Here is a 20,468-nt window from a genome sequence, read left to right as displayed (position 1 = left end):
ACTCCCCCCGTTAATACACCATGTCGAACGCATTGAAGACGCCCTACGAACTGGGCAACCAGAACCAGACCACCACCCACACCGAGTGCATCGCCTGGTACGAAGACCTCGCCCGTCAATACCCGAACGTGCTGCAATTCGGCGTCGTCGGCACTTCGGATGCCGGCCTGCCGATCCACGCGGGCGTGGTGAGCGGCGACGGCGTCTTCGATGTTCAGGCGATCAAGGCGGCCGGGCGTCCGGTCTTCTTCAACAACAACGGCATCCACCCGGGCGAACCGGAGGGCGTCGACGCCTGCATGGCGCTGGTGCGCGACTTCTGCCTCCAGCCCGAGCGTGTGGCAAAGCTGGGCAGGACCGTGTTCCTGTTCGTCCCGCTCTACAACGTCGACGGCAGCATCAACCGCGCCAACACCTCGCGCGTAAACCAGGACGGCCCCGAGCAGTTCGGTTTCCGCGGCAACAGCCGCCACCTCGACCTGAACCGCGACTTCGTCAAGTGCGACACCCTGACGGCGCAGACTTTCAATAAACTGTTCGCGACCTGGGATCCGGACGTGATGGTCGATACCCATACCTCCAACGGCGCCGACTACACCTATACGATGACCCTGATCCACACCCAGGCCGACAAGCTGGGGACTGAGCTGGGCGGCTTCCTCACTGGCACCATGCTGCCGGCGATGTACGCCGAGATGGAAGCGCGCGGCTGGCCGACCTGCCCCTACGTGAATCCGGTCAAGGACAGCCCGGACCACGGCATCGCCGAGTTCCTGGAAACGGCGCGCTTCTCGACCGGCTACGCGGCCCTGCACCACACGATCGGCTTCATGCCCGAGACGCACATGCTGAAGCCGTTTAAAAACCGCTACGAATCGATGCGCGCCCTGGTCGAGACGGCGCTCGATTTCACGGTGCAGCACGCGGACCAGATCCAGTCCCTGCGCCGCGCCGCCAAGGCCGCTGGCCGCACCCGTGCCGAGTGGCCGGTGCACTGGGTGATGGACGAACAGAACACGAGTACTTTCCGCTTCAAGGGCTACGAAGCCTGCTACAAGCCGAGCGTGCTGGGCGATTACTCGCGCCTCTACTACGACCGCAGCAAGCCGTGGGAACGCGACATCACCTACTACAATCGCTTTAAAGCCGACGTCACGGTGCAGGCGCCGAAGGCCTACATCGTGCCGCAGGCCTGGCGCGAAGCCATCGAGCGGCTCGAACTGAATGGCGTGCAGCTGGAGCGCGTGCTCGAGGACCGCATGCAGGACGTGGCGTACTACCACGTCGCTTCGGTCTCCTCGCGTCCGAACGCCTACGAGGGCCACATGTTCCACGACGACGTGCAGCTGGAAAAGCGCCGCGGCCAGGTGCTGGTGCGCGCCGGCGACGTGATCGTCTCGCTCGACCAGGACAAGGCGCGCTACGTCGTCGAAACCCTGGAACCGCAGGCCCACGACAGCTTCTTCCGCTGGGGCTTCTTCAACAGCGTGCTGGAAAAGAAGGAAGCGTATTCGGACTACGTGTTCGAGGACGAAGCCGAACGCCTGCTGCGTGATGAACCGGCGCTGGCTGCCAAGTTCGCGGAGTGGAAAGCCGCCAATCCGGCGCTGCTGGCGAACCAGGAAGCGGTCCTCGACTTCATCTTCGCTCACTGCGACACCTACCGCGAACCGGAATGGCGCCGCTATCCGGTGTTCATGGTCGAGTAAGGTCACGCCATGAAAAATCATCTCACCGCGCTTGCCGCCGCCGTCACCTTGACTGCGACGGCGCATGCCGCCCCGACGGCCGGCCAAACCTACTTCGAACAAAACTGCGCCAGCTGCCATACGGTCGATGCGGCGATGAGCTCGCGCGCCGGCCCCGGCCTGTTCAATGTCCTGGGCCGCAAAGCCGCCGCCGTCCCCAACTTCAACTACACAGACGCCCTGACGAAGGCGGGCGCCGCTGGCAAGACCTGGACGAAAGAGGAACTCGACGTCTTCCTGCGCGACCCGAACAAGGACGTCCCCGGCACCGCGATGCCGATCGGCGTCGCCGATGCGAAGCAGCGCGCCGCCGTGATCGACTACCTGGCCACGCAAAGCGGCAAGGCGGCCACGCCGGCCGCGACCGCGAAGGCAGCGGTGAACGATAGCGCCGCCTGGAATGCCGACAAGCCTGGCGACGTCCACCACATCAAGGCCACCGACCTGGTCGCGCCCTACGCCAGCGACAGCGCCGGCAACGGCCCGAAGCTGGCGCCGCGCCCCGACGGCGCCATGCCGGCCGTCCCGAAAGGTTTTAAAGTCGGCATCTATGCCGACAAGCTCGGCAAGCCGCGCCTGCCGCTGCGGGCTCCGAACGGCGACATCTTCCTGTCCGAGGCGGCCAAGGGGCAGATCACGGTCCTGCGTTCGAAGGACGGCGCCAAGGCCGACACCAGCAGCGTGTTCGCCACCGGCCTGTCTCGTCCCTATGGCATGGCCTTGTGGCCGGCCGGTCCCAATCCAAAATACCTGTACGTCGCCAACGTGAACTCGGTGGTGCGCTTCGCGTACAGCGTCGGCGACCTGAAGGCCAAGGGCGAGCCGGAAGTCGTCGTCGAGAAGATCAGCGACACCAGCGGCGGCCACGTCACGCGCACGATCGCGTTCTCGAACGACGGCAAGACCCTGTTCCTGTCGGTCGGCTCGGCCACCAACTACGCCTCCAAGATCGGCGACAAGCCGCCGCAGCCGCTCGCGCAGTGGGAAGCGAAGTATGGCGTCGGCGCCGCCTGGGGCGAAGAGCTTGAACGCGCCGCCGTGCTGGCCTTCGATGCGGACGGCAAGAATCGGCGCCCGTATGCGAACGGCCTGCGCAACTGCGTCGGCATGCTGGTGCATCCGAAGACGAATGAACTGTTCTGCAGCGTGAACGAGCGCGACGAGCTGGGCGACAACCTGCCGCCCGACTACGTCACGCGCGTGAAGAAGGAGGGTTTCTATGGCTGGCCGTGGTACTACATCGGCGCCAACGAAGACCCGCGTTTGCAGGGCATCCGGCCCGACCTGAAAAACAAGGTGATCGTGCCCGACACCCTGATCCAGTCGCACTCGGCGCCGCTGGGCATGGTCGTGTACCAGGCGCCGAAGGGCGCGAAGTTCGCCTTCCCGAAAGAGTACGAGGGCGACATCTTCCTCGCGCTGCACGGCTCCTGGAACCGCGGCATGCGTACCGGGTACAAGGTGGTACGCGTCCCGATGAAGAACGGCGTGCCGACCGGGCAGTACCAGGACTTCATGACCGGCACCGTGCTGAGCGACCGCGATGTGTGGGGTCGTCCGGCCGCCGTAGAAGTGGCTGCGGACGGCGCGCTGCTGGTGGTCGACGACGGCGGTGGCGTCGTGTGGCGGATCACGCCAGAAAAATAACGGCACGTTGTCCCGTAAGGTGGGCAGCTTTGCTGCCCACGCGTAGTAGTCACCAGCACCGACGCTTCGATTTCTAGATCAAGTCTTCCTTTTAATTCTCCCTTTCTAACTGTTCAGCAACGATATACTTTGATCGTTCAATAACACTTATTGGAAAGGGAGAACATGAGGAGACTGCCCATCAAAATCATCACCGCCCTCATCGTGCTGGTGCTGCTGTTCGCACTGGCACCCTTCGGCACCGTCCCCGCAGGCCACCGCGGCGTGAAGACCACCTTCGGCAGCCCGAGCGACGAGGTGCTGAGCGAGGGCATCCACTTCCGCATCCCGCTGGCGCAGAAGATCAACCTGGTCAACGTCTCGATCCAGAAAGGAGAGGGCGAGGGCGATGCCGCCTCGCGCGACCTGCAGATCGTGCACACGCGCGTGGCGCTGAACTACCATGTCAAGCCGGAAGGCGCCGTCTCCATCTTCCGCGACCTCGGCAACCAGCCGGGCGAACGCATGATCATCCCCTCGGTGCAGGAAGCGGTGAAGGCCGTGACCGCGCGCTTCACGGCCGAGGAACTGATCGCCAAGCGCACCGACGTGCGCGACCAGATCGTCACCCAGCTGCGCGAACGCCTGGCGCGCCACGCGATTGTGGTCGACGAGTTCTCTATCGTGAATTTTAACTTTTCAAAATCCTTCAACGAAGCGATCGAAGCCAAGACCACGGCCGAACAATTGAAGCTGAAGGCCGAGCGCGACCTGCTGCGCATCGAGGTCGAAGCCCGCCAGCGCGTCGCCCAGGCCAAGGCCGAAGCCGAATCGCTGGCGATCCAGCGCCAGCAGGTGACACCGGAACTGATCCGCCTGCGCGAGATGGAGAATCAGCGCCTGGCGATCGAGAAGTGGGATGGCAAGCTGCCGAACGTGGCGGGTGGGGCGATCCCGTTTATCAATGTGAAGTGAGCATGTCGGGTGCGGCCGGATGATCGGTCACGCCCAAGCTGTCGGAAAGGATAGGCGGAAAAAATTGTGAGTCTCAAATAGTTGCAAACACGGCCTTCAGTGCATTCTCTGCATCCTCAAGAGTGAGTGATACCTCAGTTTTCGCCTCCAGTATTTTCCTCATTCGCTCCCAGCATTTGTTGATGTGTGTAAGTTCAGGATCAGCAAATGTTATCGTTGTGATCCCGTATTCGTTGAAATAATCATTACGCTTGGCGGTCTCCTTTGCCCATTTTTTTGAGAGTTCTTCATTTAGCGTTTTTTGCGTTTTGCTTTTAATGCCATCGATTGCCATATGAGTAGAAGCTGGGCTGAATTCAAACCCTGTCATCTCCATGGTATGAGCGTTAAGGACTGAAAAATCGAGTCTGTGTATGTGCTTTGTTTCTTTCCCCGCAAATCTTAATTCAGGAATTAGAAGTGGGATACGATACGGGTCAGAGCTAGTCCGGACATAGTTGATATAAAGTGCAGATATTTCCCGTTCATACGGGGATCGTGATACGCGAGCAAGAACGGTCTTGTAAAACGTAAGAAATGCGTTTACATCCTCAAACTGAACCGGGTCTTCGCAATCTGGGGCAATTAAGCCTGTCGCTAAGACATGACCGATGGTCCAGTACGTATATAACTCTCGACGCATCTGGCTCTTGTCATTGGTCCATTCACCAAAGCGGCGCGCAGGGGCTATGAGAAGGCCCCAAACCAAGTTGCCTTCCCCAAACCAAACTTGCCATAGTTCGTCGCCAGGTTTAGCACGTACTCGTGCTTCAAAATTGCGATAAAAATTTCTCTCTAAGAATATGTAAATATATTCCTGCAAAATCGGATCTTGTAACATCTCCGGAATAATTTGTTCGGTTCGCTTTTTATAATCTCCGTATTCTCGTCTGCGAAGAATTGACGCCCGCTTTTCCTCAAGAGTGCGGGTGAGGCCAGCGATCCAAAGGGCGATGAAGTCACTCGGTGATTGGAACTGCATTCGCACGCTATCAACAAAAATATTGTTGTTTCTTCCGATATGCGCGTGCATTTGATGCACCGACGAGGGACCGTTAATGGCGCTAAAGCGTTTGAGAGCGGTAACACGTAGTGCTTCTAAACGTGCGGTTAATTCTGCTTCCTTGGCTTGAATTTTTTCTGAAAGAGTCATTATTGGTAAAATAACTATATCTTTATCTGGGAAAATTTATGCTCAAGCTCACTTGCTCGCCGCAATCCACCGATCCACCTTCTTCTCCAGCAGCGCCAGCGGCAGCGTTCCTTCGCCCAGCACGATGTCGTGGAAGGCACGCAGATCGAACTTCGATCCGAGCGCGGTTTGTGCACGCTGGCGCAGTTCCAGGATCTTCAGCGAACCGATCTTGTAGCCCAGCGCCTGGCCTGGCCACACCATGTAGCGCTCGATCTGCGCGCGCGAGTCCGCTTCGCTGTAGCCCAGCGTATCGCTGAAATACTTGATGGCCTGCTCACGCGTCCAGCCTTTGGTGTGCAGGCCGGTGTCGACCACCAGGCGCGCGGCGCGCAGCATCTCGTCGTTCAGGTGGCCGAAATAATCTTCCGGTTTGTCGAACAGGCCCATGTCCTTGCCCAGGGTCTCGGCGTACAGTGCCCAGCCTTCCGTAAACGCGTTGTTGCCGCCGAACTTGCGGAAGTTCGGCAAACCGAGTTCCTGGACCAGCGCGATGTGGAAGTGGTGGCCCGGCTGGCCCTCGTGCAGGAACAGCGTGACCATGCCGGTGCTGCCGTATTGGGTCGGATCGTTCACGACCGACCAGAACACGCCCGGACGGGTGCCATCCACCGCCGGCGGCGTGTAGTGGTCGGAGGCGGTGGCGCGGCTCAGTTCAGGCTCGAGGCGCAGGTCCAGCGGCGACTTCGGGCGCAGGTTGAACATCGAAGGCAGCTTGGTGCGCAGCTGGGCGTCCAGCTTGCGGTAGACCTCGATGACTTCCTGCTCGGTCTTAAAGGGCTTGAACTTGGCCTGCTGCGAGACCCAGGCCGGCAGGCCGGCGGCCGGGCCCGTATACCCCATCTTCGGGCCGATGCGGCCATACTCTCCCTGGATGCGCGCGACTTCCTTCAGGCCGATCTCGTGGATCGCTTCCGGCGTCAAATCGGTCGTGGTCTGGCTCGCCACGCGCACCTTGTACCAGGCGGCGCCGTTCGGCAGCGCGTTCCAGCCGCTCGTCGTGCGCGCAGCAGGAATGTAATCCTTCTCGATGAAGCCGGCCAGGCGCGATAGGGCAGGGTTCAGCTTCATGCCGATCGTCTCGCCATACAGTTTGGTGAGCGCGCGCTTGTCGGCATCGGAAAAACCGGCAGGGAAGTTTTTTACAGGCGTGTAATAAATGCTTTCCTCGGGCGCACCGGCAACCAGCTGTTTGAATTGCGGCAGCGCCGAGATCATGACCGAACGAGGGTGCACGATGCCGCGCTTGATCCCCTCTCGCATGTTGGCGATCGCCTGGTCGACCCACGGTCCCAGCTGCGCCAGGCGGCTGGCGTAGGCCCGATAATCCTGCACGGTGGCGAGCGGCTGGGCGCCCTGGCCGCTGCTGTAGTTCGCGAGCGTGACAGGCATGCTGTCCATCTGGTTCAGCGGCAGCAGGTGCTCGGGGAAGGGCTCGAAGCGCAGCGCCATGCCCAGCTCGTAGTCGAGGATGTCGTAGCTGGTCTGGTCGCGGCTGTTCAGCTGCGCGCGCTTGATCGCATGCAGGCGCTTCTGGAACGCCTTATAGCGCGCAAACTGCTTGCTGCGTTCGGTCGGCGAGATCGTCATGCCGATCTGGTCGATGAAGCGGTTGTCTCCGCTCTCGCTGGCGGAGACGGGATCGAAACGCGCCAGCGCATCGTAGTACTCGTCGGCGAGGGCATTGAGCTGCTTGCCGGCTTGCGGGCTGGCGGCGGCCTGTTTGACGGGCGCTGCAGCCTGGCCGGCGCCGAGCGCCGGTGCGCAGGCGATCAGGGCGGCGGCAGCGAGTGCGCCGAGCTTGAATGGAAGGGTCATGGTGCGAATACCTTAATAGCTTGCGAGCGGCGCCAGCGCGCCATTTTTAAACGTGTAGACGGTGACGGCGGTCTTCTTGAGGTTGCCCTTGTCGTCGTAGCCGTAGGTGCCGACCACGCCCTGGTGATTCAGCGTGCGCAGCTGCTGCGCGACCTTCGCCGGATCGAGGCTGTTCGCCGCTTTCATGGCGGCGGCGATGAACATGGTCTGGTCGTAGAAGGAGGGCGCGTAGACGTCCGGTTCGCGCTTGAAGCGCTCCTTGTATTTGCTCAGGAAAGCGGGACCGGCCGGCTGCTTGGCGATGATCGCGCCGGCCTGGGCGCAGCGCACGTTCTCGCCGACGGCCGCGCCGCCCAGTTTCGCCATCTCGGGGCTGCACAGGGTGTCGCCACCGAGCAGCGGCACGTTCAGGCCGAGCGCCTTCATCTGGCGCACCATCGGCGCGGCCTGCGGCGCATAGCCGCCGAAGAAGATGGCGTCGACCTTTTTCGCGCGCAGCGCGGTGAGAATCGCCGCGAAGTCGCTGGCCTTGTCGTTGGTGAATTCGTGGCCCGCGACCTTCATGCCGGCGCTTTGCGCCTGCTTCTTGAATTCGGTGGCGATGCCGGTGCCGAAGGCGGTGCGGTCGTCGATGACGCCGACGTTCTTCAGTTTCAGTTCACGCGCGGCATAGTTCGCCATGGCGCCGCCGACCTGCGAATCGCTGGCGACGATGCGGAACACGCCCTTGTAGCCGCCCTGCGTGATCTTCGGGTTGGTGCCGACTGTCGACATCAGCGCGCCGGCGTCGTTGTAGACGCGCGAGGCGGGAATCGCGACGCCCGAGTTGTAGGGGCCGAGGACGAACTTGACGCCGCCGTCGACCAGCTTCTGCGCCACCGTCACGCCCTGCTTGGGGTCGCCGGCATCGTCTTCCGACTGCAGCTCGAAGCGCAGCGTTTTATTCGCGACCTTGATTCTCTGGGCGTTGAGTTCCTCGATGGCGAGGCGCACGCCGTTTTCGTTGTCCTTGCCGGCAAAGGCGTTGGCGCCCGAGAGCGGGCCGGTCACGCCAATCTTGACGCTTTGTTCCTGTGCGTACGCGACACTCGACGCGCACAACAGCGCGGCCAGCGCCAGCGGCGCCATGTTCATTTTCGATGGCATCAGCCTGTCTCCGTTTATCTGCGAACGGCCGTCATCATACAACGACAGTCCGCCCGGAAGCTCAGGCAGGCAGTCCGTGCGCGATCAGTTCCAGCGGCAGGGCCGAGGTGCACTTGATCTGCTCCATCGAGAAGGCGGAGGAGACCCCGCTCAGCTGCGCCGTCTTGATCAGCTTCTTGTAGAAGCGGTCGTAGCCGGCGATGTCGGTCGTGACGACTTTCAACAGGTAGTCGACGTCGCCGCTCATGCGGTGAAATTCGAGCACTTCGGGCAGGGCGACGACGGCGGCCGCGAAGCGCTCCAGCCACTTTTCGTCATGCTCCGTGGTGCGCAGGCTGACGAACACGGTGACCGGCAAGCCGACCTTCTGGCGATTGACGACGGTGACGCGGCTTTCGATATAGCCCTCTTCCTCGAGGCGCTTGACGCGCTTCCAGCAGGGAGTGCTGGACAGGCCGACCTTGTCGCTCAGGCCCGAGATCGACAGGGTCGCGTCGGCCTGGAGCGCAGCAAGAATTGCACAATCAAACTTGTCTAGTGAATTCATTTTAGTTTTCTATCACTAATAGAACAAATATGCTAAAAAATCTGTTTTCAGTAGCGCAATTGGAACGTGCTTTCCGTCACACGTTTGTAACATATTGCTTAACAATAACACGATCTTGGAACGTGTTTACAGTTTTTGCGATATGGCCTTTATGAACACTGAAATCTACCTCGACGCGAACGCGACCTCGCCGGTGCTGCCGGCGGCCATCGGAGCCGCGCAAGCCGCGCTGCTCGCCTGTTTCGGCAATCCCAGCAGCAGCCACGCGGCCGGCCTGCGCGCCCGTGCGCTGCTCGACGATGCGCGCGACCGGGCGCGGCACGTGCTGGGGGCACCGGAGGGCCGCCTGCTGTTCACCAGCGGCGCCACCGAGGGCATCCAGACCGCCGTTCTTTCGGCCCTGTGCGCGGTGCGTGCGCGGCGAGAAGCCGGCGAGCCCTGCGGCGACCTGCTGCTGTATGGCGCCACCGAACACAAGGCGGTGCCGGAAAGCCTGGCGCACTGGAACGCGCTGCTCGGCACCGGGCTGACCCTGCAGGCGCTGCCGGTCGACGCCGACGGCCGCCATCGCCTCGACGAACTGCGTGCGCTGGCGCCGCGCGCCGCTGTTGTGTGCACCATGGCGGCGAACAACGAGACCGGCGTCGTGTCCGACCTCGCCGGCATCGCGGCCGTGCTCGAGGAAACGGGAAGTACCGCCTTGTGGATGGTCGATTGCGTGCAGGCGCTCGGCAAGCTGCCCCTCAGCCTTAGCCGGTCCCGCATCGACTACGCGCCGTTCTCCGGCCATAAACTGTATGCGCCCAAGGGCATCGGCATGCTCTACGTGCGCGCCGGCGCGCCCTACACGCCCCTGATGTGCGGCGGCGGCCAGGAAGCCGGGCAGCGCTCGGGCACCGAGAACATGGCCGGCATCGCCGCCCTCGGCGCCGTGCTGCGCGCGCTGGAGGAGGGCACCACTTTCCGCACGCATGCGCAGATGGACGCGGCGCGCGATCGCCTGGCCGCCGCCTTGCGCGCGGCCTTTCCCGGCATCGTCTTCAATGCGCCCTTCGAACACGCGCTGCCGACCACCCTGAATTTCACCGTGCCCGGCTACTCGGGCAAGACCCTGCTCGACCTGTTCGACGCGGCCGGCGTGCGCGTCAGCGCGGGATCGGCCTGCTCGGCGGCGAAGGCGGCGCCCAGCTACGTGTTGCTGGCGATGGGCGTGCCGGAAGAGCGTTGCGCAAACGCGGTGCGCATGTCCTTCGGCCCGCTGGCCGACGACGCCTTCATCGACGCGGCTTGCGCGCGCATCCTGCGCTGCGGCCAGGCGCTGCAGGCGCCGCCGCCGGCACCCTGTCCGGTGACCGGATCGGGTGCTCCGGCCATCACGTCCGTGCCGGCAGCGTCGGCCGGGTCGAGCATCCCGATGCCCTGCGGGATCGACGGCAAGGGACTGGCGCGCTTCCTCGAGCGCCATCCGGACGCGCTGCTGGTCGACGTGCGCGAAGCCTGCGAACACGCGCTCGGTACCCCCTTGCTGCACGGGCGCGCCGCCTATAGCCTGCCACTGTCGCGCCTGCCCGAACATGCCGCCTGGCTGGGCCGTGAAACGCGTCCGCTGGTGTTCTTCTGCCGCAGCGGCAACCGCAGCGCGCAGGCGGCGCAGCTGGCGCAGGAACTCGGCCACGGCAATGTGCGCCACCTGGCGGGTGGCCTGGCCCTCCTCAATTGATCAAATGACCGGCTGAGCGCACGACTGGTGCAGTCTCAGCGTTCGTCAGCGCACAGTCCCTCGTCCGATGAGGTTTTAGCATGGCATGGCCTGCAACGGCCGCCATGCACGCTCATCATCGAGGCTCCTGTTGAACGAAGAACTGCACACCCAGGCCGGCGCGCCGCTGCGCGCACGGCGCTTCGATGCCGCGCGGATGGCGGAGTACGCACGCGCGCTCGCCGCGCGCCATGCGCTCGCGCCTGGCGACGGTGAGGAACGCCTGCTGGCGCGCCTGGCGCAGAATGCCGACGCGATTACCTCCACCTGCGCCGTACTGACCCAGGCCGCGCGCGCCGGCCGCGTGCCGCCCGCAGCCGAACGCCTGCTCGACGCCTGGCGCGCCCTCGGCCAGCAGATCCTGCGCGTACGGCGCCACCTGCCGCCGGCCTACAGCCGCGCGCTGCCGCGCCTTGCTCCGCCGGGCGAGGCCGCCGGCCAGCCGCGCGTGTATGCGCTGGCATTGGAACTGGTCACGCACGACGATGCCAAGCTCGACGAAGACACCCTGGCGCGCTTCATCGCGAGCTACCAGCACGGCGCGCAGCTGAGCCTGGGGGAATTGTGGGCGCTGCCGATCGTGCTGCGCCTGGCGCTGATCGAGAACCTGCGGCGCCTCGCCGTGCGCCTGGATGCCGCCGTCCGCCAGCGCAGCCTGGCCGGGGAATGGAGCGCTCGCCTGTTCGAGACCGCCGAACGCCGGCCCGGCGACCTGCTGCTGCAGGTGGCCGACATGGCACGCGCCGTCCAGCCATTGAGCCCGGCTTTTGTGGCCGAACTGGCGCACCGTCTGGAAGGACAGGGAGGCGTGCTGGCCCAGGTGCTGCAATGGGTCGATGCGCGCCTGGCCGACGACGGCACCGCGATCGCGGCCCTGGCGGCGCGCGACCGGGAAGACAGCGCGCTGGATGCGCAGTCGCTCGACAACAGCCTGGCCAGCCTGGAGCGCATCGACCGCATCGACTGGCATGCATTCGTCGAGCGCGCCAGCGCGGTCGAACAGCTACTGCGGCGCGATCCGGCCGGCCTGCATGCGCGCACGGATTTCGCCACGCGCGACGCCTGCCGCCAGGTCATCGAGCGCCTGGCGCGCGAGTCCGGCCAGGGCGAGACGGAGGTCGCCGCCGCGGCCCTGGCGCTGGCCGGCGCTGCGGCGGCGCCAAGCACGGATGCGCGGAAGCGCCATGTCGGCTACTACCTGCTCGGCGCCGGCCTGCCGCTGCTGCGTGCGCAACTGAGGCCGGCGGCCGGCGCCCTGGCTGCGCTGCGGCGCATGGCGCGTGGGCGTCCCTTGTCGAGCTATCTCGGCGCGGCTGGCGCTTTTACGCTGCTGTTTACGGCGGCGCTGCTGGTGCACGCCTGGCAGGGCGGGGCCGGCATGGCGCTGCTGGTCACGCTCGGCGTGCTGGCTGCCATCGGCGCCAGCCAGCTGGCGCTGACGCTGACGAACCTGATGGCCGCGCGCCTGGTGCGTCCGCGCCCGCTGCCGCGCATGGATTTCAGTGGTGGGATTCCGTTCGAGGCACGCACGCTGGTGGCGGTGCCGGCGCTCCTGCACACGAGCGACAACGTGCGCGCGCTGTGCTCAGGCCTGGAACGGCGATATCTGACCAACCGCGACCCGCAACTGCGCTTTTGCCTGCTGAGCGATTTCACCGACGCGCCCGACGAAACCGTGTTCGGCGATGAAGAGCTGCTGGAAGAGGCGCGCGCCGGCATCGCAGCCCTGAACGCGCGCTACGGGGCCGAAGGCGAGGGCGGTGCCCTGCAGGGCGGCCCATTCCTGCTGCTGCATCGTCCGCGCAGGTGGAGCACGAGTGAGCACGCCTGGATCGGTTGCGAACGCAAGCGGGGAAAACTGGCCGACCTGAACGCCTTCCTGCGCGGCGGCGCGCGCGAGCGTTTTACGCTGGTCGAAGGCCGCACCGACGACCTGCACGCCATCCGCTACGTCATCACGCTCGACGCCGACACCTTCCTGCCGCCGGACAGCGCATGCCGCATGGTGGCGGCCATGATGCATCCGCTGAACCGGCCGCTGCTCGACGCCGGCGGGCGCCGCGTGATCGCCGGCCACGCCCTGCTGCAGCCGCGGGTGACGGCTTCGACACCGCGCGAACATGCCTCGCGCTACGAGCGCCTGTTCAGCAGCACGCCGGGCTTCGACCCTTATACCCGCAGCGCCTCGAATGTCTACCAGGACCTGTTCGGTGAAGGCTCCTTCATCGGCAAGGGCATCTACGAGGTCGACACCTGGCTGCGCGTGCTCGGCGCACGCCTGCCCGACAATGCCGTGCTCTCGCATGACCTGCTGGAAGGCTGCTACCTGCGCAGCGCGGTGCTGAACGACACCCAGTTGGTCGAGGCCTGGCCGGCGCGCTACAGCGACGACATCGCGCGCCGCCACCGCTGGATCCGCGGCGACTGGCAGTTGACGGGCTGGCTGCGCGCGCGCGTGCCGGGTCCGGGCGGACAGCGCGAAGCCAATCCCCTGAATCCGCTCTCGCGCTGGAAGCTGTTCGACAACCTGCGCCGTAGCCTGGTGGCCCCCAGCCTCGCCGCTTTGCTGGTGCTGTGCTGGTCGCTGCTGCCGGGACCGGCCTTCTGGAGCGCCGCCGCACTGTCCGTGTTCTTCCTGCCCGCCTTTTTCGAGATCGTCCTGGCGCTGGCCGACAAGCCGCAGGACCTGTTGTGGCGCCAGCACCTGCCGGCCTGGGCGCGTGGCGCGGCATGCAGCCTCGGTCACGCCGTGACGAGCACCGCTTTCCTGCCGCATGAAGCCTGGTTCAGCGTCCACGCGATCGCGCGCACCGGCTGGCGCATGCTGGTCTCGCGCCGGCACCTGCTGCAATGGAAGGCATCGAGCCTGGTGCGCTCCAGCACCGATGTCGAATCGGCTTGGCGCAGCATGTGGTTCGCGCCCCTGTTCGCGGTGGTCGTGGCCGTGGTGCTGACCTTCCTCCACCCCTTCGCCCTGTTCGCGGCGGCGCCGCTGTTCTTGCTGTGGTTCCTGTCGCCGCTGGTGGCCTGGTGGGTCAGCCTGCCGTATGAGCGCCCGCCGGCCGGCCTGGCGCCGGAACAGACGCAGTTCCTGGAGAAGTTGGCGCGCCGCAGCTGGGCTTTCTTCGAAGACGCCGTGACGGCGGATACGCACTGGCTGGCGCCAGGCGGCATCCAGGAGCGCCCGGAGCCGGCAAGCGCGCACACGACCACGCCGACCCATATCGGCCTGTCGCTGCTGGCCGACCTGACGGCCTGGGATTTCGGCTTCGTGCCGCAATCGACCGTGCTGACGCGGGTACGCGCCGCCTTCGAGAGCATGGCCCTGCTCGAGCGCCACCACGGCCATTTCTGCAGCGCCTACGACACGCGTACCCTGGCGCCGCTGCAGCCGGCCCGCGTATCGACGACCGAGAGCGGCAACCTGGCCGGCCACCTGCTGACCCTGGCGACCGGTCTCGAGGGCCTGCTCGATGCGCCGATCGCCGGCGTACGCGCATTGGAGGGCATGCGCGCCACCCTGCACGTACTCGAAGAACACGCGCAGGGAGCGCCGATCGTCGTGAGAAAGGCACTGGAGACCTGCCGCGATGCATTGGTCCCCGAACGCTGCCGTAATGGCGACACCCTGCCAGGCCTTGCCGACTGCCTGGCCGCCGCCGTGCGCGCGGCCTCGATGCTGCTGGCCACGCTGCCGGAGGAGGCCGACGACGCGTTGCGCGACTGGGCGGTACGCCTGGACGCCGACTGCCGCGCCGCCCGCGACGACCTGCTGGCGCTGGCCCCCTGGATTCGCGCGGCGCAGGAATACGTGCTGGACGCCAGCCTGACGCGCATTCCGACGCTGCGCGAACTGGCTTATTTCGCCATGCGCGTCGCCAGCGAGGACGATGCCGAGCGCGCGCTCGCGCAGATGGTGGAAGAAGGCGCCGCCACGGCGCGGGCACGCCTGCGCGAGATCGGTACCCTGGCCGAGGTTGCGCGCGCGTTCGCCGATATGGACTTCGGCTTGCTGCTGCAGCCAGAGTCAGGCCTGCTGGCGCCCGGCTTCGACCCCGGCGCCGGCAGCCTGGAGGAAGGCGCCTGCACGCTGCTGGCCTCGGAAGCGCGCCTCGCCAGTTTCGTCGGCGTGGCCCAGGGCCGGCTGCCGCCGTCGCATTGGCATGCGCTGGGCCGCCAGCTGTGCATGATTGGCAGCGAACAGTTGCTGCTCTCGCCGCATGGGGCGCTGGGCGACTACCTGATGCCGCAGCTGGTGATGCCGGCCTTCCGCGACACCCTGATCGACCGTACCTGCCGCGCGGCGGTGCGGGCCCAGATCGATTACGCGGCGCGCCACGGCATCCCCTGGGGCATGTCCGACTCCGTCTGCAACCGTTTCGATAGCGCCCTGCGCTATGCGCGCCGCGCCTTCGGGATGCCGGGCGCCAGTGCGGCGCGCGGCATGAACGAGGAACTGGTGGTGGCGCCGTATGCCTCGCTGCTGGCGCTGATGGTGACGCCGCAGGCGGCCTGCGCCAATCTCGAGCGCATCGCCGCCCTGGGTTGCATCGGCCGCTACGGGCTGTACGAGGCGATCGACTACACCGGCGCGCGCCTGCCGCGCGGCCAGCGCCAAGCGATCGTGCGCGCTTACGCTGCCGACCACCAGGCGGCCGGCTTGCTGGCGCTGTCCGCGCTGCTGCACGGACGGCCGATGCAGGCGCGTTTCGAAGCAAACCCGCAGCTGCGCGCGGCGCTGTTGCTGTTGCAGGAGCCGGTGCCGAGAACCGGCGCGATCGAGACCGCCGACTTCGAGCTCGATGTGCAGGGCAGTGCGCCGGAAGCGCCGTTGCCGGCGCGCTCGGTCACGCGCACGGGCAGCACGCCGCCGCAGCTGCAATTGCTGTCGAATGGGCGTTACCACGTGATGGTGAACAGCGACGGCGGCGGCTACAGCCGCTTGGGCGAGCTGGCGCTCACACGCTGGCGCAGCGATCCTACCTGCGACGACTGGGGCCTGTTCTGCTACCTGCGCGATCTCGATAGCGGGGAGCTGTGGTCCGGCGCCTGGCAGCCGACGCTGGCCGAGCCCGAGCACTACGAGACCGTGTTCGCCGAAGAGAAGGTGCAGCTGCGGCGGCGCGACCACGGCATCGTGCTGGAAACCGAGATCGTGGTGGCGCGCGAGGACGATGCCGAGCTGCGGCGCATGCGCATCAAGAACCTGTCCGGGCGGCCGCGCCGCATCGAGCTGACCAGCTACACGGAACCGGTACTGGCGGTACCTGGCCAGGACGATACCCACCCCGCCTTCAGCAAGCTGTTCGTGCAAAGCGAGATCGTCGCCGAGCGCAATGCCATCCTCTGCACGCGCCGCGCGAGCGGGGAGAACGCGGACACCCTCATGCTGGTGAACGCGATGACGGTGCATGGCGCCACCGACGGCACCGCTTCGTTTGAAACCAGCCGCGCCGATTTTCTGGGCCGCGGCCGGCGCAATACCCTCCCTGCCGCCCTGGTGCCGGGCGCGCCGCCGCTGGATGGCGCCGCCGGTTCGGTGCTGGACCCGGCGCTGGTGATCCGCCGCGTGCTCGTGCTCGGCCCGGAGGAGGAGGCGCTGGTGGACATGGTGCTGGGCGTGGCCCCGAGCCGCGAGGAGGCCCTGCACCTGGCCGCCAAGTATGCGCAGCGCGGCTGTGTCGACCACGCGTTCGAGCTGGCCTGGGCCCAGGGACAGGCGCTGCTGCAGTCCCTGCACGTGGGCGAGGCCGACGCCCAGCTGTATGCGCGTCTGGCCGGCGCCGTGCTGTATCCGCAGCGTGCCCTGCGCGCCGACGCTGCGCTGATTGCGCGTCATGCCCGCGGCCAGGCCGGCCTGTGGCCCTATGCCATTTCGGGCGACTTGCCGATCGTGCTGCTCAAGGTCCAGGACGCGTCGCGGCTTGCGCTGGCGCGCCAGCTGCTGGCGGCCCACGCCTGGTGCCGCCATAAAGGCTTGATATTCGACCTGGTGATCTGGTGCAGCGACAGCCCGGTCAAAACGGCGCGTTCGCTGCACGCGCAACTGCGGGAGATGATCGCGGCCGAGCTGCTCGACCGCAGCGGCGGCATCTACCTGCAGGTGTTCGAGCAGGTGCCGGAAGAAGACCAGGTCCTGCTGCAGGCGGTGGCGCGCGTGGTGCTGCTGGACGAACGCGCCGGCCTGGCCGAGCAGCTGCAGCGCGCGGCGCCGCCCGCGCCGGCCGGCATGCAGCTGCAGGTGCGTGAACCTGCGCCGCATACCGGGAACGCATCCATCGCCATGCCGGTCGACCTCCTGCTCGACAACGGCTTCGGCGGCTTCAGCCCGGACGGCCGCGAATACCTGATCCGCATTACACCTGGCCGCCCGACGCCGGCGCCCTGGACCAATGTGCTGGCCAGTCCCGCATTCGGCTCGGTCGTCTCCGAAAGCGGCCAGGCCTATACCTGGAGCGGCAATGCCCACGCGCTGCGCCTGACGCCCTGGGAAAACGATCCGGTCAGCGACCGCGGCGGCGAAGTGTTTTATCTGCGCGACGAGGCCAGCGGCGTGGTCTGGTCGCCGACGGCGCTGCCGGCGCCCTCGGGCGGCGGCTACCTGGCGCGCCACGGCTTCGGCTACAGCGTCTTCGAGCACGCGGCGCACGGCATCCATTCCGAGCTGACGCAGTTCGTCGCGATCGATGCGCCGATCAAGTACAGCGTCCTGCGGGTGCGCAACGACAGTCCGCTGCCGCGGCGCCTGTCGGCCACCGGCTACGTCGAGTGGGTGCTGGGGGAGTTGCGCGCTACCTCGAGCATGCATGTCGTCACCGAACGCGATCCGCTCAGCGGCGCCCTGGTCGCCCGCAATGCCTGGAGCGGAGAGCACAGCGCCTTCTTCCACCTCGATGCGCCGGACACCGCCTTTACCTGCGACCGCATGGAATTCATCGGGCGCGGCGGCCACCTCGGCCGGCCGCAGGCCCTGCAGCGTGTTGGTCTGTCCGGCAGCAAGGGCGCGGCCATCGATCCCTGCGCGGCGCTGCAGCTCGTGTTCGAGCTGGCGCCGGGCGAGCAGAAGGAGCTGGTGTTCATGCTGGGTGCCGGCGACGGCGACATCGCTCGAAGCCACGCGGGCGGGGCGCAGGCGCAGGCGGCACTCAGCGAGGTGCACGCGTACTGGGACGAGACCCTCGGCGCCGTGCGCATCGACACGCCCGACCCGGCGCTCGACGTTCTCGCCAACGGCTGGCTCGTGTACCAGACCCTGGCCTGCCGCATGTGGGCGCGCAGCGCCTATTATCAGTCGGGCGGCGCCTATGGTTTCCGCGACCAGCTGCAGGATGCGATGGCGCTGGTGCACACGCGGCCGCAACTGCTGCGCGAGCACCTGCTGCTGTGCGCCGCGCACCAGTTCGTCGAAGGCGACGTCCAGCACTGGTGGCATCCGCCGGCCAATGGCGGCGTGCGAACGCGCTGCTCGGACGATTTGTTGTGGCTGCCGCTGGCCACCTGCCGCTACATCCGCGCCACCGGAGACCTTGCCGTGCTGGGCGAGTCCGTGCCCTACCTGGAGGGACGGGCGCTGGAATTCGGAGAAGAGTCCTATTTCGACGTACCGCGCACATCCGAACAACGCGGCGACCTGTACGAGCATTGCGTGCGCGCGATCCGCCACAGCCTGCGCTTCGGCGAACACGGCCTGCCCCTGATCGGCGGCGGCGACTGGAACGATGGCCTGGACCGCGTCGGGTCGAAAGGGCGGGGTGAAAGCGTCTGGCTCGGCTTCTTCATGATCGAGGTGTTGAGCCGCTTCGCCGAGCTGGCGGAGCGCCGCGCCGACTACGGCTTCGCCATCACTTGCCGCGCCGCCGCCACCGCCCTCGGCACCCAGCTCGAGCATCACGCCTGGGACGGCGAGTGGTACCGGCGCGCCTGGTTCGACGACGGCACCCCGCTCGGCTCGAAGGAGAGTGGCGAATGCCGCATCGACCTGGTGTCGCAGAGCTGGAGCGTGCTCTCGGGCGCCGCCGGGCCGGAGCGCGCGGCGAGCGCCATGGCGGCCGTCGACACCCACCTGGTGTGGCCGGAGTCGCGCCTGGTGCGCCTGCTCGATCCGCCCTTCGAGGCCGGCAGCCTGCATCCGGGCAGCCTGCGCGCCTATGCGCCGGGGCTGCGCGACAACGGTGGCCAGGCCACCCACGCGGCGCTGTGGTGCGCGATGGCCTTTGCGCGCATGGGCAATGTGGACCGTGCCTGGGAGCTGTTCGACATGCTCAATCCGGTGCGCCTGGCGGCCACGCGGGAAGACTGCGCACGCTACCGGCTCGAACCCTATGTGGTCGCGGGCGACGTGATGGCGGCCGCGCCGCATATTGGGCGCGGAGGCTGGAGCTGGTACACTGGCTCTGCCGGATGGATGTACCGGCTGGTCGTCGAATCGCTGCTCGGCATCGAACGCATCGGCGAACGGCTGGTGCTGGCGCCGCAGCTGCCGCGCGGCTGGCCGGGCTTTCGCCTGCAGTACCGCTACCGCGCCACCCGCTACGACATCGATGTGCGCGTGGCCGACAGCCCCGCGCTGCGGATCGATGGCGTCGAGGTCGGCGGCGACACGCTGCAGCTGCTGGACGATGGCCAAGCCCACCGCGTCGAGCTGCACGTCGTGCGCCGGCACGAACCCGCCCTGGCGATACGCGAACAACCTCAGTCGAAAACGATTACATGACCAAGAAAATCCAACTGGCCGCCTGCGCCACCTTGCTGCTCTCCTGCGCCGCCGCCGGCGCCGCCGACTGGAGCGATACCTCGATCAGCTGGCGCTACGGCACCCGCTTCGCCGAGCCCTTTAATCCCGAGCACATCAAGAAGCACATCTTCGCGCTGACCCACGCCAGCGGCTACAAATACGGCAGCAACTTCTTCAACGTCGACCTGCTGCAGTCGGACGAGACCGACCCGGCCTCGCTGACGCAAAGCGAAGGCGCGCAGGAAGCGTATGTCGTCTACCGCCACACGCTCGACATCGGCGCCCTGCGCGGCACCGAGATGCGCTACGGTCCGGTGAAGGGTGTCGGCCTCACCTTCGGCTTCGACTGGAACACGAAGAACGACGTCGGCTACAACTCGCGCAAGCGCATGCTGGTGGCCGGCCCGACCCTGATGTGGGACGTACCGGGCTTCCTGAACACGAGCCTGCTGGTGCTGCGCGAATCGAATGCGCCGAGCGGCGCGTTTCCTCCGATCTCGAACGTGAACGGCCGCTACACCTACAACACCCATCCCGCGTTGTCGGTGACCTGGGGCATTCCGGTGGCCGAGCGCCTCTCCTTCGAGGGTTACGGCATGTTCATCGCCGCCAAGGGCGAGGACGAAGTGGGCAACGGCACCGGCGCCGAGACCAACATCGACATGGCGCTGATGTACGACCTGGGTTCGCACTTCGGCCAGCCGAAGAACCGCTTCCGCGTCGGCCTCGAGTACCAGTTCTGGAACAACAAGTTCGGCAACACGCGCGCAACCACGGGCGGGCGCGGCCAGCGCGCCAGCACGCCGATGGTGCGCGCCGAATACCATTTCTGAGCCGGACGCAGCAGGCTGTCTTTTTATCAAAAAAGATATAATTATTAGCAA

10 protein-coding genes are annotated in these 20,468 nt (G+C 66.1%); 6 read left to right on the top strand and 4 right to left on the bottom strand.

Going from position 1 to position 20,468, the window contains the following annotated elements:
* Positions 1–20: 20 nt before the first annotated feature.
* From C2862_RS20300 to C2862_RS20290, 3 genes are all read left to right on the top strand, one after another.
* Positions 21–1,709, top strand: a complete 1,689-nt coding sequence (locus C2862_RS20300) for a M14 family zinc carboxypeptidase (protein ID WP_136221999.1) — start codon at positions 21–23, stop codon at positions 1,707–1,709.
* A gap of 9 nt (positions 1,710–1,718) precedes the next feature.
* Positions 1,719–3,395, top strand: coding sequence for a PQQ-dependent sugar dehydrogenase (locus C2862_RS20295; RefSeq protein WP_136221997.1), 1,677 nt, complete (start codon positions 1,719–1,721; stop codon positions 3,393–3,395).
* Between the two features lie 165 nt (positions 3,396–3,560).
* Entirely contained in the window at positions 3,561–4,349 is a 789-nt protein-coding gene (locus tag C2862_RS20290; protein ID WP_136221995.1) for a prohibitin family protein, read from the top strand.
* 73 nt (positions 4,350–4,422) lie between these two features.
* Here C2862_RS20290 and C2862_RS20285 read toward each other — a convergent pair whose 3' ends face one another.
* From C2862_RS20285 to C2862_RS20270, 4 genes are all read right to left on the bottom strand, one after another.
* The gene (locus C2862_RS20285) at positions 4,423–5,541 is read right to left on the bottom strand and encodes a topoisomerase II (RefSeq protein ID WP_136221993.1); all 1,119 of its coding nucleotides are present in this window, start codon (positions 5,539–5,541) and stop codon (positions 4,423–4,425) included.
* 48 nt (positions 5,542–5,589) lie between these two features.
* Positions 5,590–7,398 (bottom strand): DUF885 family protein, encoded by a 1,809-nt coding sequence (locus C2862_RS20280; protein ID WP_136221991.1) that lies wholly within the window; start codon positions 7,396–7,398, stop codon positions 5,590–5,592.
* A gap of 12 nt (positions 7,399–7,410) precedes the next feature.
* Positions 7,411–8,544, bottom strand: a complete 1,134-nt coding sequence (locus C2862_RS20275) for a branched-chain amino acid ABC transporter substrate-binding protein (protein WP_136221989.1) — start codon at positions 8,542–8,544, stop codon at positions 7,411–7,413.
* Between the two features lie 61 nt (positions 8,545–8,605).
* A complete protein-coding gene (locus C2862_RS20270; RefSeq protein ID WP_136221987.1) occupies positions 8,606–9,091 on the bottom strand; it encodes an Lrp/AsnC family transcriptional regulator in 486 nt (161 codons plus the stop codon).
* 151 nt (positions 9,092–9,242) lie between these two features.
* On the opposite strand from C2862_RS20270, the gene C2862_RS20265 reads away from it, so the two are divergent.
* The 3 genes from C2862_RS20265 to C2862_RS20255 all read left to right on the top strand — a co-directional run bounded on the left by C2862_RS20265 (position 9,243) and on the right by C2862_RS20255 (position 20,417).
* Positions 9,243–10,811, top strand: a complete 1,569-nt coding sequence (locus tag C2862_RS20265) for an aminotransferase class V-fold PLP-dependent enzyme (protein WP_136221985.1) — start codon at positions 9,243–9,245, stop codon at positions 10,809–10,811.
* A 130-nt stretch (positions 10,812–10,941) separates the two neighbouring features.
* Positions 10,942–19,563, top strand: coding sequence for a GH36-type glycosyl hydrolase domain-containing protein (locus C2862_RS20260; protein ID WP_229467524.1), 8,622 nt, complete (start codon positions 10,942–10,944; stop codon positions 19,561–19,563).
* Positions 19,560–20,417, top strand: coding sequence for an outer envelope protein (locus C2862_RS20255; protein ID WP_136221983.1), 858 nt, complete (start codon positions 19,560–19,562; stop codon positions 20,415–20,417). The genes C2862_RS20260 and C2862_RS20255 overlap by 4 nt, the downstream gene beginning before the upstream one ends.
* Positions 20,418–20,468 lie beyond the last annotated feature (51 nt).

Origin of the sequence: Massilia sp. Mn16-1_5, from assembly GCF_004798585.1 — a bacterium.
Classification (GTDB): domain Bacteria; phylum Pseudomonadota; class Gammaproteobacteria; order Burkholderiales; family Burkholderiaceae_D; genus Telluria.
This window is presented reverse-complemented; position numbering and strand designations above follow the sequence as displayed.

Coding starts and splice junctions, on each gene's coding strand:
- C2862_RS20295 (WP_136221997.1), top strand. CDS start 1,719: ATGAAAAATCATCTCACCGCGCTTGCCGCCGCCGTCACCTTGACTGCG.
- C2862_RS20280 (WP_136221991.1), bottom strand. CDS start 7,398: ATGACCCTTCCATTCAAGCTCGGCGCACTCGCTGCCGCCGCCCTGATC.
- C2862_RS20270 (WP_136221987.1), bottom strand. CDS start 9,091: ATGAATTCACTAGACAAGTTTGATTGTGCAATTCTTGCTGCGCTCCAG.
- C2862_RS20275 (WP_136221989.1), bottom strand. CDS start 8,544: ATGCCATCGAAAATGAACATGGCGCCGCTGGCGCTGGCCGCGCTGTTG.
- C2862_RS20300 (WP_136221999.1), top strand. CDS start 21: ATGTCGAACGCATTGAAGACGCCCTACGAACTGGGCAACCAGAACCAG.
- C2862_RS20285 (WP_136221993.1), bottom strand. CDS start 5,541: ATGACTCTTTCAGAAAAAATTCAAGCCAAGGAAGCAGAATTAACCGCA.
- C2862_RS20265 (WP_136221985.1), top strand. CDS start 9,243: ATGAACACTGAAATCTACCTCGACGCGAACGCGACCTCGCCGGTGCTG.
- C2862_RS20290 (WP_136221995.1), top strand. CDS start 3,561: ATGAGGAGACTGCCCATCAAAATCATCACCGCCCTCATCGTGCTGGTG.
- C2862_RS20255 (WP_136221983.1), top strand. CDS start 19,560: ATGACCAAGAAAATCCAACTGGCCGCCTGCGCCACCTTGCTGCTCTCC.